Source organism: Barnesiella sp. B2-R-119 (assembly GCF_023656675.1).
GTDB classification, from domain to species: domain Bacteria; phylum Bacteroidota; class Bacteroidia; order Bacteroidales; family Barnesiellaceae; genus Barnesiella; species Barnesiella intestinihominis.
In genome coordinates, this window is the sequence record NZ_JAMOKL010000001.1 from 754,855 (window position 1) to 772,614 (window position 17,760).

Below are 17,760 nucleotides of genomic sequence, written 5' to 3' on the forward strand. Positions count from 1 at the left end.
TCTGAAAAATTTTAGTGATCTCGTTTTATCAATGAATTCGCCAAATCGTATAAAGGCTGCTTCGCCGCTTCGTCCACCCCGATTTGCAGCAAAGCCTCTATCGCCCGACGACTGTATTCGTCGACCTGCCGCAGGCACAAATCGCCCGCACCGGCACGGTCGTACAACGCCGTCACAGCAGCTATCTTCTCGGAAGGATCGTATTCGGCCGCGCCCAACCAGCGGGACAACTCCTCGGCATCTTTCCCTTCGACCCGTTGCCGGGCATTGATGAGCATATACGTTTTCTTGTTATTCAGAATATCGCCTCCTATCTTTTTCCCGAAACGGGCAGGGTCGCCATACACGTCCAACCAATCGTCCTGCAACTGGAACGCCAGCCCCAAAGACTCGCCGAAACGGTAGATACAATCCGCATCCGTCTCGCTCGCTCCGCCTATAATCGCCCCTATCTTCAACGCCCCCCCCAACAGCACGGCTGTTTTCAGGCGAATCATCTCGATATATTCCGCCTCGGTCACATCGTCCCGACGCTCGAATTCCATGTCGTATTGCTGACCCTCGCAAATTTCAAGAGCCGTTTTCAGGAACAACTCGACGACAGCCCCCGTGTGCGGAGCTTCCGTGCGGGCGATATAACGGAAAGCGATGATCTCCATGGCATCGCCCGAAAGTATGGCCGTATTCTCGTCCCACACCTTATGCACCGTAGGTTTACCACGGCGCACGTCGGCTTTGTCCATCACATCGTCATGCAACAGCGTGAAGTTGTGAAACACTTCCAACCCCACCGCCGCATTCAATGCCCGACGATAATCGCCCGCAAACATCTCGCAGGCAAGCAGCGTCAACAAAGGCCTCACGCGCTTACCGCCCAACGACAACTCATAACGCACGGGAGCATACAATCCATCGGGTTCGGCGGCATATTCTATCTTCGAAAGTTCAGCTTCTATCGCATCGAAATATCTTTGCAGTTTTTCCATAAACTACTTGAAAATTTTTATGTTTTACATAGAACAGAGTTCAAAATTAACGATTTCCATCGAGCCGAGCAAACATAACTCACAATATAATACGAATAAAGTTCCGATACAAACTCGTTCCGCCACATACTTTATTGCCCTTTTTCCCGTTAATAAATCATCGGGAACCATTCTGCCGAAAGCAAAATTCAATCACGCGACCTTCTGCCGACCGGGAATTTTGGCTATCTTTGAAACCCGAAAACAATTATGACACATACGTTTCGATATATAACGGTTCTTCTGGCGACTGTCACTACATGCTTCGCCGGGAGGGGACAAGAGGGGAAAAGCTCGTTCGACTTTCTCAATATCCCCACCTCTACCCACGCCTATACGTTGGGAGGAACCAATATATCCGTCATCGACGAAGATATAAACCTCGTCAATCAAAACCCGGCTCTGATGGGACCCGAATCGGATTTGCAACTCGGGCTGAACTACATGAAATACGTCGGGAGAATCAATCTGGCAGGAGCCACTTTCGGAAAGGCGGCCGGAGAACGGGGAGCATGGGCGGCCGGCATACAATACTACGGGTACGGCAAAATGAAAAGTGCCGACGAAACCGGCGTGATCACCGGTGAATTTTCACCCAAAGACATCGTTTTCAACGGTATCTACGCCCACGACATCACCACGACCTTGCGGGGCGGAGTCAATGCCAAAGTCATCTACTCCTCCTACGAACAATACACCTCTTGGGCGCTTGCCGTCGATCTCGGCCTCAACTACTACAACGCAGACAACGACCTCTCGCTCTCGCTGGTAGCACGCAATCTGGGTGGACAAATCAAACGTTACAACGACACATTCGAACGCATGCCGTTCGATTTGCAGATAGGCTATACGCAAAGCCTCGAACATGCGCCCATACGGGTGTCGGTCACCGCTCGTAACCTCACAAGGTGGAAACTTCCCTATCCCGCCATCGAAAGCAGCTCTTACACCGGGAGCGACGAAATCGTCGAAAAAAGCGGATTCGTGGACAACCTTTTCCGCCACCTCATTTTCGGCGTGGAGTTCCTTCCCACCGACCGCATTTACATAGGAGTGGGGTACAACTACAAAACCCGCACCGACATGCGCACCGCTCACCGTAACTTTCTCTCCGGATTCAGCATAGGCGGTGGAATCAAAGTCCGCATGTTCGGCATAGGTGTCGCCCTCGCACAACAACACACGGGAGCGACCACGCTCATGGTCAACCTCTCGACCAATCTTTTCGAATTCAAAAAATAAACGCTTATGAATAAACCTGAACCTCGGATAATCATCGCCGTCGACGGCTTCTCGTCGTGTGGGAAAAGTACGATGGCGAAAGCTCTTGCCCGGAACATAGGCTACATTTATATCGACAGTGGCGCAATGTACCGCGCCGTCACCCTCTACTGCCTCGACCACGGTCTCATCGACGGCGACACGGTCGATACCGATACGCTGAGGTCCCTCATGGACGACATTCAAATCGATTTCCGCCCCGATCCCGAAACGGGTATGACACACACATTTCTAAACGGAATCGACGTAGAGCGTGAAATTCGCTCCATGCGAGTATCCGATAAGGTAAGCCCCGTTAGTGCCATACCTTTCGTGCGCACGGCGATGGTCGCCGCACAGCAAAAAATGGGCGAACGGAAAGGCATCGTCATGGACGGACGCGATATAGGCACGACCGTATTCCCACATGCCGAACTGAAAATATTCGTCACGGCCTCGGCGGAGACCCGGGCACAACGACGCGTCGACGAACTGAGGGCGAAAGGTATCGATGTCGATTTCGACGAAGTGGTCGCCAACATCAACAAACGCGACCTCATCGACCAGACCCGTAAAGAAAGCCCTTTGCGCAAAGCCGAAGATGCCATAGAGCTCGACAATTCCCACATGACAATCGCCGAGCAGGACGCATGGCTCATGACCCGGTACAGAGAAACCGTCGACAAACTTCGATAATCACCCGCAAAGGTAGAAAGGAGACAGGTTATGGCACGCATAGAAATAGACGAACATTCGGGTTTCTGCTTCGGTGTAGTCACGGCTATCCGCAAAGCCGAAGAAGAACTCGACCGCACCGGACGGCTCTACTGCCTCGGCGACATCGTACACAACAGCAACGAGGTGGAACGACTCAAAGCCAAAGGGCTCATCACCATAGACCACGGGCAACTCAAACAGTTGCACGACGTGAAAGTATTGCTGCGAGCCCACGGCGAACCTCCCGAAACCTACCGAATCGCCGCCGAGAACAACATCGAAATCATCGATGCCACCTGCCCCGTCGTGTTGCAACTGCAACGTAAAATCAAAACCGCATACGATTCCAACCCTCCCGGAGAGGCGCAAATCGTTATCTACGGCAAAACCGGACACGCCGAAGTCAACGGACTGGTGGGACAGACCCACGGCAAAGCCGTCGTCATCGAGGGGGACAAAGACCTCGACAAGATAGACCTCCGCAAAAAACTGTTGCTCTATTCCCAGACAACCAAGTCGGTAGAAGGCTTCCGCCACATCGTCGACGAGATAAAACAGCTGAAACCCGACGGACAATTCGAATCGTTCGACACCATCTGTCGGCAAGTCGCCAACCGCATTCCCAATATCAGGGAGTTTGCACGCCGACACGACCTTATCCTGTTCGTTTGCGGGAAAAAGAGCTCCAACGGACGGGTGCTTTTCGGAGAATGCCTGCAAGTCAATCCCCAATCCCGACTCGTTTCCGACATCAGTGAAATAGACCCCACATGGCTCGAAGGAAAAGAGAGCATAGGTATCTGCGGAGCTACCTCCACCCCCCGCTGGCTCATGACCGAAGTCCAAGAATACATAACCCGGTTATTGGAAACGACCGGCTCTACCGCCACCCGATGACCGACCGTATTTCTGTGAATACCCAAAAGCAAGCATAATCCGGCTCAGCCCGGATAAGTTTACTCCGATACTCTATACAAAAATAGATTCTACCCCTACCTTTCATTTCGGTAAATAGTTTATCAAAATGAAAGGCATTTGCGCTCCGAAAAACCGACTATCACCATAATAATCAACAATTTAATCATATCCCCACAAAAATGGTCTGCCATTTGTCGTGCAAGAGATATGAAACTCTACATCATATCAAACAGACTGCCGGTCAAGGTAAGCGAAAAAAACGGAACGTTTTCATTCACCCGAAGCGAAGGCGGACTGGCAACGGGGCTCGATTCTCTTCAAACTGCTTACGAAAAGCATTGGATCGGGTGGCCGGGAATTTGTGTGGATAATGATAGCGACAAACAAGCGATCGGGGAAAAATTGGAAGAACTAAACTTTCACCCCATATTCCTGTCCGACACCCAGATAAAAAATTATTACGAAGGTTACAGCAACAGTACCATCTGGCCGCTGTGCCACTATTTCTTTGCCTATACATTGTACAAGGACACTTTCTGGCAAGCCTACCGAGAAGTAAACAGACGGTTCTGCGAAACCATCTGCCGGCTGATAGGCCCCGAAGATAAAGTATGGGTACAGGATTATCAACTGATGTTATTGCCCGGTATGCTTCGAGAAGCCGTTCCCGACTTGTGCATAGGCTATTTTCATCACATACCTTTCCCGTCCTATGAACTTTTCCGCATATTGCCCGAACGGGCCGAGATTCTCAAAGGTCTGTTAGGAGCCGATTTCATAGCTTTTCACACTCACGACTACATGCGGCACTTTATCAGTGCGGCAGAACGTGTGCTGCGCATGAATTTCAAATTGGACGAAATACAGTTAGGCAATCGGGTCGTACGAATAGATGCCCTTCCTATGGGGATTAATTACGACCTGTACCACAATGCTTCTACACAACCGGAAGTCCGTCAAGCGGTCGACCGCACGAGAAAACTGTTCGGAGATCACAAGTTGATTCTCTCCGTGGACCGCCTCGATTACAGTAAAGGAATCCTGCACAGGCTGCGAGGCTTCGCCGCCTTCCTCGAACATCACCCCGAATATCATGGCAAGGTCGCTCTGGCTATGATCATAGTCCCCTCGCGCGACCACGTAGGCAGTTACGCCCAATTAAAGACCAAAATAGACGAAGAAATAGGCTCCATCAACGGGGCGTATTCCACGATGGATTGGACTCCGGTATATTATTTCTATCACGGATTTTCTTTCGAGGAACTGACAGCCATGTACCACATGGCCGACATAGCGCTTGTGACCCCTCTCCGGGACGGTATGAACTTGGTAGCCAAAGAATATATAGCCGCCAAAAGCGAAAATCCCGGTGTATTGATTCTCAGCGAAATGGCAGGAGCAGCCGTCGAATTGACCGACGCTCTGTTAATCAATCCCAATGATACGGGACAAATCGAACGGGCAATTTGTCAAGCATTGGAAATGCCCGTAGAGGAACAGTTGCGACGGCTGCAAAACATGCAGAAAATCATCTCGACCCAAACCGTCGACAAATGGGCTGCCGACTTTACCGACGAGTGGAACGATATTTGCCGCAAGAACATCTCCTTCCGCAAAAAACAGATTACAGCAAACGCGATAGGCACTATCAAACAAGAGTACAATAGAGCGAAAAAACGGCTCATTCTTTTGGACTACGACGGAACATTGGCGGCTCTCAAACCCCGCCCCGAAGATGCCGAGCCGACGCCCGAACTCATAGAAACGCTACAAAAACTTTGTGAAGACTCCGACAACCACATCGTTATCAATAGCGGACGCGATCACTTCACATTGGAAAAATGGCTGGGAAACCTTCCGGTCTCGATAGCTGCGGAGCATGGAGCATTCTATCGGGAAAACGGGCTATGGCACAAAAACATCAACAAACCGGTATGGAGCGCAGGTTTGTTATCTATCCTCAAACTATTCGTAGCGAAAACACCCCGTTCGCGTCTGGAAGTCAAAGAAACCGCCATCGCATGGCACTATCGGGAAAGCGATGCTTGGCTGGGAACTTTGCGAGCCCAACAATTAGCCAACGAACTTGTTTCTATCTGTATACAACAGAAATTGCAAATCATTCAGGGAGACAAAGTGATCGAAATAAAATCGCCCGATTACAACAAAGGCTCGGAAGTTTCCCGCCAACTCAAAAAAGAATATTACGATTTTATTCTGGCTATCGGCGACGACACCACCGACGAAGATATGTTCAAGGCCCTGCCCAAAAATGCGGCAACCATAAAAGTGGGCTACGTCTCCGAAACCGCCAGATACAACTTGCCATCGCAGGAACAAGTCCTTCCTCTGTTGCAAACATTGGTAAATATTTCGGGTGAGTCATCGACCAACGATAAAGTCCGAAAAGGATTGAACTCCGCATTACATTTCTTTAAAGAACTATTAAACTTAAAATAAAACCGATGAATAACCTCAACTATGGTGTAATTGGAAACTGCCGGACGGCAGCGCTCATATCGGAAAAAGGGAATATCGAATGGTTGTGTTTTCCCGACTTCGATTCGCCCTCTATCTTCGCGGCACTGCTCGATAGGGACAAAGGCGGTTGTTTCGGATTCGAAGTGTCGAACGAATATCGCATCTCGCAATCTTATGTACCTCATACCAATATACTATCCACCCATTTCTCTTCCGACGAAGGAGAATTTGTCGTGCTCGACTTCATGCCATGCTACCGTTCCTATGAAAAAGAGCACTATCTGCCCGCAGAAATATATCGTTATATCCGTTGGATAAAAGGGACACCCCGGTTTAAAGTAAATTACAATCCGGCTCCCGATTATGCACGGGGAAAAGTCATACACAACATTACCGACGAATACATCGAAACTTATTGTTCGTCCGAGAACAAAGACCGACAATACCTATACTCTTCCCTGTCTTTACAAGACATCGAACAAAAAAAGGAAATCACGCTCCAACGAGATGAATTTTTCCTGCTGTCATACAACGAAAAGGTGATTCCGATAGACATCGAACGGGAAAAGCTCGAATATTGCCGCACACTGGTCTATTGGCTCAACTGGACGAACCGGACTAAAAAATACTCGCTCTACAACGACGTTATAGAACGAAGTCTGTTAGTATTGAAGTTAATGTCTTATTACAACGGAGCCGTATTGGCGGCACTCACTACGAGCCTGCCCGAAACCGTCGGCGACGTCCGCAACTGGGACTATCGTTTTTGTTGGTTGAGAGATGCATCCATGTCCATCGAGACCCTCTTCCAAATCGGGCATGCAGGAGCGGCTCGCAGATTTATGAAATTCATTCAATCCACCTTCGTCGCCAAGCACGAGTCTTTTCAAATCATGTATGGCATTCGCGGAGAAAGGCAATTAAAAGAAATCATTCTGGACCACCTCGACGGATATAAAAACTCCAAACCGGTGAGAATAGGAAACGATGCCTATCACCAAAGGCAAAACGACTCGTTCGGTTATCTCATGGACTTGATCTACCAATACTATCGACTCATGCCGGGGACGTTAGACGAGATAGAAGACATGTGGGAAATGGTGAAGAGCATTCTCGCCACAGTCGAAGAGGAATGGAGAGAACCGGACAAAGGAATCTGGGAAATCAGAGGGGAAAGCCAGCATTTCGTCTCCTCGAAAGTAATGTGCTGGGTCGCTTTGGATCGGGGAACGAAAATCGCCAATATGCTAAAAAAATACAAATATATCGAACGCTGGCAGAAAGAAGCCGACAAGATAAAAACCGATGTGATGACTCACGGCTGGAAAGAAAAAATCCACAGTTTTTCCCAGACCTACGAAAACACGGCCTTAGATTCCTCCCTGCTCCTCATGGAACCCTACGGCTTCATCGAATCGAACGATATTCGTTATCACCAAACAGTGAAAGCCATAAAAAAAGCGTTGTTACACAAAGGCTTGATGTACCGATACAACAGCAAAGACGACTTCGGACTGCCCTCCTCGGCATTCACGATATGCACCTTTTGGCTCGTGAGGGCTCTTTTCGTCATAGGAGAAAAAGAAGAGGCCCGCTGCCTGTTCGACGAAATACTGAAATGCTCCAATCACTTGGGTCTGTTCAGCGAAGATTTGGACTTCGACACCAAAGAACAATTAGGGAATTTCCCCCAAGCCTATTCCCATCTGGCTCTGGTAAACACGGCCATTCTATTTGCAGAAGAAGACAAGAAATTATCGTTCATTCGACCCTAAAAAAACAGAAAAGAGACGGTATTACGAAAACATTTCTTCACAATATCGTCATCTCTACTGTACCGGTATTTGACTTTTAATTTCTATATTTGCCGAAAATGCAAAAATAGGAAGAGGTGCGGCATAAAATTAGCGCAAGCTCTTTTTTCTACATTCACCTTTCACTATCTTTGCTACCAATTAAACAATATAGGTTATGTCGCAAATTAAATGTGTAGGTATTTTAACTTCCGGTGGCGATGCTCCCGGCATGAATGCGGCCATTCGCGCGGTAACCCGTGCAGCCATCTACAACGGATTCGAGGTAAAAGGTATTTATCGAGGTTATAAAGGTTTGATTACGGGAGAAATAACCCCTTTCAAAACGCAAAACGTAAGTAACATCATACAGTTGGGAGGTACGATATTGAAGACAGCCCGCTGTCAGGAATTCAAAACGCCCGAAGGACGAAAAGTCGCTTACGACACACTCGTCAAAGAAGGCATAGATGCCCTTGTCGTAATCGGAGGAGACGGAACATTGACCGGTGCGCGCATTTTCGCCACCGAATACAACTATCCCATCGTAGGATTGCCGGGAACGATAGACAATGATCTCTATGGAACCGACACCACTATCGGATACGATACGGCGCTGAACACCATTATGGATGCCGTCGATAAAATACGCGATACCGCAACGTCCCACGAAAGACTTTTCTTTATCGAAGTCATGGGTCGCGATGCCGGATTCCTCGCTTTGAACGGAGCCATCGCTACGGGAGCCGAAGCAGCTATTATTCCGGAGATTTCGACCGAAGTGGACCAACTCGAAGAACTCATCAAGAACGGATTCCGCAAATCGAAAAACAGTAGTATCGTGTTGGTAGCCGAAAGCCCCATCACCGGTGGAGCCATGCACTTGGCAGAACGGGTACAGAAAGAGTACCCGCAATACGATGTCCGCGTAACTATTCTGGGACACATTCAACGGGGAGGTTCACCCACGGCGCACGACCGCATTCTGGCCAGCCGCATGGGTTCGGCCGCCATCGATGCCCTGCTCGAAGATCAACGCAATGTCATGATCGGTATCCGCAACAACGAAATAGAATATATTCCTTTCAATAAAGCTATCAAAAACGACAAACCCATAGACCGAGAATTGCTCAACACATTGAGAAAACTCTCGATCTAATCACGGGGAACAAAAAATTTCATTGCACGGGGCTGCCTGATTTTATTCCATCAGACAGCCCCGGTTTTATTGGAAAAAGACCGACCTACACCCTCTCCCGGTCCGATGGGTTGAGCGATTCGTAAGGTAAGAAAAATTTTGGCTTGGTAGAAATTCAGAAGTGATTTTTATGCAGCTAACACCTCTCTCCCCCTGCCGTGTCCCGTGGCATTACGGGGTGTTTTGCACAGTAAAATAGGGAGAAAAACTGCTTTTCAATCCTCTCCCCCTGTGTTCCTACAAGGAATATAGGGGGAGTGCCCGTAGGGCGAGGGGGTTAAAACGACAGTAGAGCAAAAATATTGAATCTCACCCTCCTCCCCTGTGTTTTGCAACGCAAAATATAGGGGAGGTGTCCGAAGGACGGAGGGGTTAAAAAAGAAAGTTGAATAAAACCGGAAAAAGAACCGGTTAATTCCGCCTTTATCGGGCGGCGAAGACGCAAGGAAGACGGAGGAAAAAGGGCGAGGACTGTTTGAGCGAAGCGAGTTCCGCAGACCCCGACGACGACCGAGGCGACGAGCCGAAAAGCCCGATAACTGCGGCAGCGCTTCTTGGTTCGTTCTTCTCGCTGCTGAGAAGAATGAACAACAATCTTTCAACCCCTCTCCTCGAAACTACTGTTTCTTCGGTCTCTCCCCTATATTCTGCGTTGCAAAACACAGGGGAGAAGTATAAAATCTATCCTTATAAAAACTGAAACGCCTCTTTCAATCCCCTCCCCCTGCCGTGTCCCGTAGCATTACGAGGTGGCACGACGTGACGGAGGGATTAGAAAATACCGGTAGAGAGAAAATTAGAATGTTTTTCTGAAAAGAAAATCGACAGGTTCGCCACACCGATTCGGCAATTCTCCTCAATTCTCGAATAAAATTTGCATTTGCTCCCGACTTGTTTTATCTTTGTTTTTCTTAGATTTCGAACTATGGAAACGTCCGATCAACAATACACCAACGAAGAGCAACTTATCGAAGATAAATTTCAAGAACTGCTCAACGGATATCTCAACTCCAACCACCGGAAGAAAGTCGAGATTATCGAGCGTGCGTTCAAATTTGCCAAAGAAGCCCACAAGGGAATACGCCGACGCTCGGGCGAACCCTACATACTGCACCCCATCGCCGTGGCTCGTATCGTCAGTCAGGAAATAGGTTTGGGCTCTACATCGATATGCTCCGCCCTGTTGCACGACGTAGTGGAAGACACTGAATATACCGTCGAGGACATCGAGAACCACTTCGGGAAAAAGATAGCATCCATCGTCGACGGGCTCACCAAAATATCGGGCGGTATTTTCGGCGACCAAGCATCGGCTCAGGCCGAGAATTTTCGACGGCTGTTGCTCACCATGTCCGAAGACATTCGGGTAATCCTCATCAAAATGGCCGACCGTCTGCACAACATGCGCACGCTCGGTTCCATGCTCCCCAGCAAACAATATAAAATCGCTGGCGAGACACTCTATATATATGCCCCGTTGGCCCACCGTTTAGGACTGTTCGCCATAAAGACCGAGTTGGAAGACCTCGCCTTCAAATACGAACACCCCGAAGCCTACAACCAAATCAAGCAGAAAATCGCCGAGACCGAAGAATCGCGCCAGCAAATCTACAACAACTTCTCCAAGCCGATTGTCGCGAAGCTCAAAGAAATGGGGCTCGAATTCGAGATGAAAGCCCGGGTAAAATCCATCTATTCCATTTGGAACAAGATGGAGTCGAAACACATACCTTTCGAGGAAGTCTACGACCTCTATGCGGTGCGTATCATTTTCAAATGTCCCAACGAGGCCGACGAGAAAAAAGAGTGCTGGGCCATTTACTCGGTCATCACCGACATCTACAAACTGCACCCCGAACGCACCCGCGACTGGGTGAGCCGCCCCAAAGCCAACGGATACAAAGCTCTGCATCTCACGGTCATGGGTCCCGACGGCAATTGGATAGAAGTACAAATACGAAGCGAAAAAATGGACGAGATCGCCGAACGGGGATTCGCCGCCCATTGGAAATACAAAGTGGGAAACTCCGACGAAGAGTCGGAACTCGACATCTGGCTGAAAACCATCAAAGACATTCTCGAACACCCCGAGCCCAACGCCATCGATTTTCTCGACACGATAAAGCTCAACCTGTTCAGTACCGAGATATTTGTCTTTACGCCCAAAGGCGAGCTCATCACATTGCCCAAAGACGCCACGGCGCTCGATTTGGCTTTCACCCTGCACTCCGACCTCGGCTTCCACTGTATCGCCGCCAAAGTAAATCACCGGTTAGTACCGCTGAACCAAAAACTGCATAGCGGCGACCAAGTGGAAATACTCACCTCCAAATCGCAAACGCCCAAAGAGGAATGGCTCAACTTCATCACCACGGCCAAAGCCCGAAGCAGACTGACGGCATCGTTACGGAAAGACCGGCGAAAAATCATAGCGAAAGGAGAGAAAATACTGAAAGACTTTTTCGAAAGCAGTCACATCGAATACAACAACGATGTAGTAACCAAAATATTAAGCAACCTCGGCATACGACATCGGGACGATCTGTTCTACAAAATAGGAAATGACGAGATTACCCCCAACGAAAATATCAAAAAAATCATCAAGGGAAAAAGCCAAAACCCCTTCATGCGGTATCTGAAACTTTCGTTCGGCAGCAACAACGGGAAAAACGAACAATCCAAACCCGTCACTCCTCAGCAACTTACGATAGACCGCAAACAGACCTACATTCTGCGAGACGAGAACGGAGTGAAAAACTATAAAGTAGCGGATTGCTGTTGCCCGATACCCGGTGACGACGTCTTGGGATATGTGGAAGACGACGAAACCGTAGTCGTGCACAAAAGGGAATGTCCCGTAGCCATGCGACTGAAATCGAGCTTCGGCCCACGGTTGGTGTCCACGCAATGGGAAGCCAGCGAATCGCTCTCTTTCCCGGCCAAGATAGAGATACAAGGTATCGACCGGATAGGGATTCTCAACGAAATCACCCGGGTGATTTCCAATGAATTGATTATCGACATGAGAGGACTCACCATAAAAGCCAACGAAGGAGTATTCACCGGGACGGTCAACATCATGGTGCACGACACCCGCGTCGTAGAATCGCTTTGTAATAAATTACGTAAAATAAAGGGCGTACAGAAGGTCGCACGCTGTAAAGAATAACCCGTAGAATCATGGATAAAAACCGTATACAAAAATTCCTGTCCAGCACACGTGTCCTGCAATTTGTCTTTTTCGTGGCAGCAGTGACATTGGTTACCTATTTCTTCCCGAGAGAAGGAAAATTTCGTTACACCTTTCAGGAAGGGAAACCGTGGAAGTACGGATTGCTCACCGCTCCGTTCGACTTTCCCGTTTATAAAGACGAAGCCGTCATTCAACAAGAACGCGACAGCATCATGCTCGACTTCCAACCGGTCTTCTCACACAACGAATCGATAGAGAAAAAGTCCGTCGACGACTTCGAAAAAGCATTGAGTAACTATACGGAAATGTCTATCCCGCCGACTCTCCGCAAGAACTTGGTCCAAGCTCTGCGAGAAGCCTATCGGAAAGGAATCGTCTCTTCCGAAGCATACACCCAACTGCAATCCGGAAAATTCAAGGAAATACGAATCCTCGAAAACAATGTCGCGCGCGAAATACCGGTATCCGAACTGCAATCTGCACGGGAAGCCTACGAAAACATGCTCAATAAATTCCCCGACTCCTACTCGCATCATATTTTACAAACCTGTAACCTGAACGACTTTCTACATACCAACATCGCATTCGATAGTATTACGACCGACCGGCTCAAAGACAATCTGTTACAACGAATCGCTCTCTCCGACGGTATTGTTCAAGCCGGAGAACGTATTGTCGACCGGGGCGAAATCATCACGCCGCAAACCTATCGCATTCTCAAATCGCTCGAAACCGTCACCTTGAAAAAAAGCGTCGGCAATGACCACCGTGGTTACACCATACTGGGACAAATCATCGTATTCACCTGTCTCTTTTCTTTTTTCTATCTGTTCTTGGCACTGTTCCGTCCGCAGACTTTCAACGAGATGCGTACCCTCGGCTTTATGATGATGCTCATCGTGGGCATCTCCCTGATAGCTTTTTTCCTTTCTGAATTTCGGTTACAAGGCATATATTTGGTTCCGTTCGCCATTATTCCCATTATCGTGGTCACCTTCTTCGACTCGCGCACCGCACTCTATGTACACCTCATTACGGTACTTATCTGTGCTTTTACGGCGCCGTTCGCACTCGAATTCATCTTCTTGCAGCTTATCGTAGGCATGACCGCCATCGACAGCCTCAGCGACCTTTCTCGCCGCTCCCAGCTCATGCGCTGCGCCCTGCTCGTCTTCCTCGCCTACTGCTTTGCCTACGTGGGATATACACTCCTTTCCGAAGGCGACCTCTCGAAACTGAATTACAATATGTTCATCTATTTCGGAGTCAATTGTGTATTTCTGCTGTTCGCCTATCTCCTTATCTATATATTCGAAAAGGCCTTCGGGTTCATCTCCACAGTCACGCTGGTCGAATTGTCCGATGTGAACAATCCCATATTGAGACAGTTATCCGAAGAGTGCCCCGGAACCTTCCAACACTCCCTGCAAATCTCCAACTTAGCGGCCGAGGCGGCCAATAAAATAGGAGCGAAGGCTCAATTGGTTCGTACCGGAGCCCTTTATCACGATATCGGGAAACTCAAAAATCCGGCATTCTTCACCGAGAATCAATCGGGATTCAATCCGCACACACCGCTCTCCTTCGAACAAAGCGCACAAATCGTCATCTCCCATGTGAGCGACGGACTAAAAATGGCCGACAAACTACGATTACCCCAAGCGATCAAAGACTTTATCTCCACGCACCACGGACACGGGAAAGCAAAATTCTTTTACAACTCCTTCTGTAACAAATACCCCGACCAACCCGTAGACGAATCGAAATTCACCTACCCCGGTCCCAACCCGTTCACGAAGGAAACGGGAATACTCATGATGGCCGATGCCGTCGAAGCCGCTTCGAGAAGCCTCAAAGAATACACCAACGAAAGTATCTCGCAACTCGTCAACCGCATCATCGACTCGCAAGTCGCCGACGGTCTCCTGCGCGATACCCCCCTCAGCTTCCGCGATGTGGAGACGATCAAAGCTACCTTTATCGAGAAACTCAAAACCATCTATCACACCCGCATTAGTTATCCCGAACTGAATAAAAACGGGAAAAACGAGGAGGAAAAAACAGACAAGGAAACAACAAAAGCAGACAACAATGCTCCCTCTCCAACTGAAATAAAGAAATAATCGATAAAAATTCTATTCCTCTTTAACAGGCTGTCAAAATATCATTCTCGTTAGACGAACTTATGAAAATAAGCAAATGATAGGAACAACATATAATCCATGAAACAATACGAAGCAGTCATTGAAACATTAGATAAATTAGGTGGTGTAGCCACATTGGGAGACTTAAACTCAGAAGTTTTTAAAATCCAAGAATGTGAATGGAAAACAAAAACTCCATTCGCATCAATCAGACGCATAGTTCAACAAACTAAGGGTATTTATAAAATCAAACCCGGATTATATGGCCTTGAAAAATACCGAAAACAAAACGAAGAAAGAGGAATTATTCCTGAAACAGAAAAGAACAAAGACTCCGAAATACAAAGATCGTTCAATCACGCTTACTATCAAGGGCTACTGGTGATAATAGTTAATTTGCGTAATCTGAAAACGTTTATTCCAAACCAAGACAAAAATAAAAAATTTTACGATGGGAAAACGCTTCAAGAACTCTCTACACTCAAAAAATTACCCAATTACTCCTACCCCGCATTAATAAATCGAAGTGCGATGATTGATACCATTTGGTTCAATGAACGCAATATGCCTCATTCGTTCTTTGAAATAGAACACTCGACAGATATCCAAAACTCGCTCTTAAAATTTAATGATTTGCAAGATTTTTACGTCAGAATGGCCATAGTGGCAGACGCCAAACGAAAATCTGAATTTGAAACCAAACTTTCATATCATGCATTCGACGAGTTACGGTTAAACAAGCGCGTCTCTTTTTTAAGTTATGAAGCTCTTGTTAAACAATATGAAATGGAAATAGAGAAACAATCTCTTGATTTTATACTATAACATTAGCCATACCATAGAAATCACAAAGCCATTATCGTGTGATACACCTTTTCGATAAAAAGCTCGTAATCGTTAAATATCACACCATTCCCGAAATCATTATAGTCATGTTCTGTTAATGACAAAGAAGGGTTCAACCTCCTATAATAATCCATATACTCCCTGCTGGTAGACAAAGAGTCGTTATCAGGAATATGCACGACATAAATCAAAGTTTTGTTAGGTGTATGGAAATAGATACTAGCATCATCTTGAGAAAGAGTAACATATTTTTCGGCATTATGAGCTGTAAAAGTCTCCCACCGGCTCAATTCTCCAGATCGTTGATAATACGGTAGTTTATCAAGTATGATGAATATTTGAAAATACGGACAATTCCCACATCGTATATTGGCAGTTTCACCCAACATGTTCTCAAAATAATTGTTCGAGTTTTGCGAGTAATTCTGCATAACGAATTTAACCGCCAAACCGGCTACGGCACACTCCCCTTTCTTCACTGTAATATCCACAGCCTTATTGACATAACGTCCCTTTATCTTCGTCTCTTTACCAATTCCATACCCCTGCGAAAAAACGGTATAATCCCGGCCTAACTTTTCTGCCAAATCTCGTGCTATCGCACCGTGTAACGGTTTAAGTTTTGCAGTGCTCCGAGATGTACCCTTTTCGATAAACTCTTTGAACGAATTAGTAAGCACTCTCAAAAAGTCCGAGTTGCCCAGTGGATAAGTTATCTCTTCCCTTTCCATATTCCAATTGTATCTTATAATTTATATATAGTTCCAAGTCTTTCGAATTGAAGGTATAATATCCACCGCTTTTATAATTTTTGAGTAGCGAAACGTAACGAATAAATTCCTCGTTTCTAATAATCCGATCGAGCATATCGAATGTAACCCTTTTATCAGGCAATATATACAAGCCGCTATACAGACCACACCCTGGTGGAACCTCCGTCAATTTAATACTCTCGACTCCTTTGATACAAGTGTTAACAGCATACTTCAAGATACAAACATCTTTCAACGCCTGTGTACGTCCATACAAAAACCAATCGGGCGTCTCACTTCTTTTTCTTCCTTTTAGAAGTTTTTCCGCATGATCCTCTAAATACCGACATACACTCTCGCTCTCCGACAAAAGTTCATACTCGAGAGGAGACCCTTTTTCATCATAAGGGAAAAAAGCCCTCGACCATTTTCCTGTCGAGGCCTTCAACACCGGAATCGTATACTCCATAAAAGGCAGTTCGCCGATAAACACATCGTCGAACAACGTAGCGAATCCATTTTTCACCCGTACATATGAATCCGAAGCAGACAGCCTTATCCGCTTCAACAGTTCCAACTCCTTCTTACCGGAAAGATAAAACTTGCGATTTATTTGTATCTCGTCGTATGACAGCGTGTCTATGTGCCGTATTTTACCCACCCGTTCGTCATAGACATTATAATCTATCCGATCATTATCTTCGACTTTTTCAAACCGGGAAATCAACGTATAGGTAGTAGCCTTGAAAGGTTGAAAATGTCCCATATCCACTACTCCTGTCAAATACTTTCTCAAAACAATTTCACGACGCATATTCTCACCTGCCAAGCTATTCAGCCACGAACTCGGCGTAATATAACACAATCGTCCACCTGCCGACAACATACGAAGACCTAATTCGAAAAACACCAGAAACAAATCCGTCATTCCCCCATTGGCAAAAGTAAACTGTTTGACATCTGTATAATCGGTTTCTAAATTATGAACTCTCACATACGGGGGATTACCCACCACAAAATCCATTGCCCCGTCATAAATTTTGATTTTCAAAGCATTACCTTCGATAATATCCCAATCCACATCGGTTACACCGAACTTCAAAGCAACAAGATTCAAATTTTCTATGCACCGTTCATAAGTCCCGGCATCGATTTCTATCCCATGTATATATGTCTGCAATTCGTCTTTAAGGAGAGCGATATCATCATTCCCTGCACGAAAAGCCCGGCAATAACGGCCGACAATTTCGCAAAGAAATGCCCCCTCGCCACAACTGTTATCGATGATGTGCTTTCCCAATATGCGGGGAGATTCCACATAACCGCAAAAATCCAATATATCGGCGACCAAATAATCGGGGGTAAATACTTGCCCGCTATGTTTTATCCGTAAACTTCCCATGAATTGCAAAGATAATATATTTTCCTTTTTT

Annotated in this window: 13 protein-coding genes; 10 read left to right on the top strand and 3 right to left on the bottom strand. The window is 47.0% G+C overall.

The features are described from left to right. Positions 1 to 11: 11 nt before the first annotated feature. Positions 12 to 986 (bottom strand): polyprenyl synthetase family protein, encoded by a 975-nt coding sequence (locus tag NBH06_RS02835; RefSeq protein ID WP_250792675.1) that lies wholly within the window; start codon positions 984 to 986, stop codon positions 12 to 14. A gap of 249 nt (positions 987 to 1,235) precedes the next feature. Here NBH06_RS02835 and porQ point away from each other — a divergent pair, with 249 nt between their 5' ends. The 10 genes from porQ to NBH06_RS02885 all read left to right on the top strand — a co-directional run bounded on the left by porQ (position 1,236) and on the right by NBH06_RS02885 (position 15,554). Continuing rightward, on the top strand, positions 1,236 to 2,267 hold the full coding sequence (gene porQ / locus NBH06_RS02840; protein ID WP_250792677.1) for a type IX secretion system protein PorQ: 1,032 nt from the start codon (positions 1,236 to 1,238) through the stop codon (positions 2,265 to 2,267). A gap of 6 nt (positions 2,268 to 2,273) precedes the next feature. Continuing rightward, on the top strand, positions 2,274 to 2,981 hold the full coding sequence (cmk, locus tag NBH06_RS02845; protein ID WP_250792679.1) for a (d)CMP kinase: 708 nt from the start codon (positions 2,274 to 2,276) through the stop codon (positions 2,979 to 2,981). 30 nt (positions 2,982 to 3,011) lie between these two features. Further along, complete coding sequence (locus NBH06_RS02850) at positions 3,012 to 3,899, top strand: 4-hydroxy-3-methylbut-2-enyl diphosphate reductase (protein WP_250792682.1); 888 nt, start codon at positions 3,012 to 3,014, stop codon at positions 3,897 to 3,899. Positions 3,900 to 4,127: 228 nt separating this feature from the next. Continuing rightward, a complete protein-coding gene (locus NBH06_RS02855) occupies positions 4,128 to 6,380 on the top strand; it encodes a bifunctional alpha,alpha-trehalose-phosphate synthase (UDP-forming)/trehalose-phosphatase (protein ID WP_250792684.1) in 2,253 nt (750 codons plus the stop codon). 5 nt (positions 6,381 to 6,385) lie between these two features. Continuing rightward, on the top strand, positions 6,386 to 8,176 hold the full coding sequence (locus tag NBH06_RS02860) for a glycoside hydrolase family 15 protein (RefSeq protein ID WP_250792685.1): 1,791 nt from the start codon (positions 6,386 to 6,388) through the stop codon (positions 8,174 to 8,176). Positions 8,177 to 8,372: 196 nt separating this feature from the next. Continuing rightward, the gene (gene pfkA / locus NBH06_RS02865; RefSeq protein ID WP_008861262.1) at positions 8,373 to 9,353 is read left to right on the top strand and encodes a 6-phosphofructokinase; all 981 of its coding nucleotides are present in this window, start codon (positions 8,373 to 8,375) and stop codon (positions 9,351 to 9,353) included. Between the two features lie 514 nt (positions 9,354 to 9,867). Beyond that, the gene (locus NBH06_RS02870; RefSeq protein ID WP_250792687.1) at positions 9,868 to 10,092 is read left to right on the top strand and encodes a hypothetical protein; all 225 of its coding nucleotides are present in this window, start codon (positions 9,868 to 9,870) and stop codon (positions 10,090 to 10,092) included. A gap of 225 nt (positions 10,093 to 10,317) precedes the next feature. After that, the gene (locus NBH06_RS02875; RefSeq protein ID WP_250792689.1) at positions 10,318 to 12,561 is read left to right on the top strand and encodes a RelA/SpoT family protein; all 2,244 of its coding nucleotides are present in this window, start codon (positions 10,318 to 10,320) and stop codon (positions 12,559 to 12,561) included. Positions 12,562 to 12,572: 11 nt separating this feature from the next. After that, entirely contained in the window at positions 12,573 to 14,708 is a 2,136-nt protein-coding gene (locus NBH06_RS02880) for an HD family phosphohydrolase (protein WP_250792691.1), read from the top strand. A gap of 99 nt (positions 14,709 to 14,807) precedes the next feature. Beyond that, complete coding sequence (locus NBH06_RS02885) at positions 14,808 to 15,554, top strand: type II restriction enzyme NmeDI-related protein (RefSeq protein WP_250792693.1); 747 nt, start codon at positions 14,808 to 14,810, stop codon at positions 15,552 to 15,554. 20 nt (positions 15,555 to 15,574) lie between these two features. Here NBH06_RS02885 and NBH06_RS02890 read toward each other — a convergent pair whose 3' ends face one another. After that, entirely contained in the window at positions 15,575 to 16,306 is a 732-nt protein-coding gene (locus tag NBH06_RS02890; RefSeq protein WP_250792695.1) for a hypothetical protein, read from the bottom strand. After that, positions 16,245 to 17,729 (bottom strand): Eco57I restriction-modification methylase domain-containing protein, encoded by a 1,485-nt coding sequence (locus NBH06_RS02895; protein WP_250792697.1) that lies wholly within the window; start codon positions 17,727 to 17,729, stop codon positions 16,245 to 16,247. Before NBH06_RS02895 ends, NBH06_RS02890 begins: the two co-directional genes overlap by 62 nt. Positions 17,730 to 17,760 lie beyond the last annotated feature (31 nt).

Coding starts and splice junctions, on each gene's coding strand:
- NBH06_RS02835 (WP_250792675.1), bottom strand. CDS start 986: ATGGAAAAACTGCAAAGATATTTCGATGCGATAGAAGCTGAACTTTCG.
- porQ (WP_250792677.1), top strand. CDS start 1,236: ATGACACATACGTTTCGATATATAACGGTTCTTCTGGCGACTGTCACT.
- cmk (WP_250792679.1), top strand. CDS start 2,274: ATGAATAAACCTGAACCTCGGATAATCATCGCCGTCGACGGCTTCTCG.
- NBH06_RS02850 (WP_250792682.1), top strand. CDS start 3,012: ATGGCACGCATAGAAATAGACGAACATTCGGGTTTCTGCTTCGGTGTA.
- NBH06_RS02855 (WP_250792684.1), top strand. CDS start 4,128: ATGAAACTCTACATCATATCAAACAGACTGCCGGTCAAGGTAAGCGAA.
- NBH06_RS02860 (WP_250792685.1), top strand. CDS start 6,386: ATGAATAACCTCAACTATGGTGTAATTGGAAACTGCCGGACGGCAGCG.
- pfkA (WP_008861262.1), top strand. CDS start 8,373: ATGTCGCAAATTAAATGTGTAGGTATTTTAACTTCCGGTGGCGATGCT.
- NBH06_RS02875 (WP_250792689.1), top strand. CDS start 10,318: ATGGAAACGTCCGATCAACAATACACCAACGAAGAGCAACTTATCGAA.
- NBH06_RS02880 (WP_250792691.1), top strand. CDS start 12,573: ATGGATAAAAACCGTATACAAAAATTCCTGTCCAGCACACGTGTCCTG.
- NBH06_RS02885 (WP_250792693.1), top strand. CDS start 14,808: ATGAAACAATACGAAGCAGTCATTGAAACATTAGATAAATTAGGTGGT.
- NBH06_RS02890 (WP_250792695.1), bottom strand. CDS start 16,306: ATGGAAAGGGAAGAGATAACTTATCCACTGGGCAACTCGGACTTTTTG.
- NBH06_RS02895 (WP_250792697.1), bottom strand. CDS start 17,729: ATGGGAAGTTTACGGATAAAACATAGCGGGCAAGTATTTACCCCCGAT.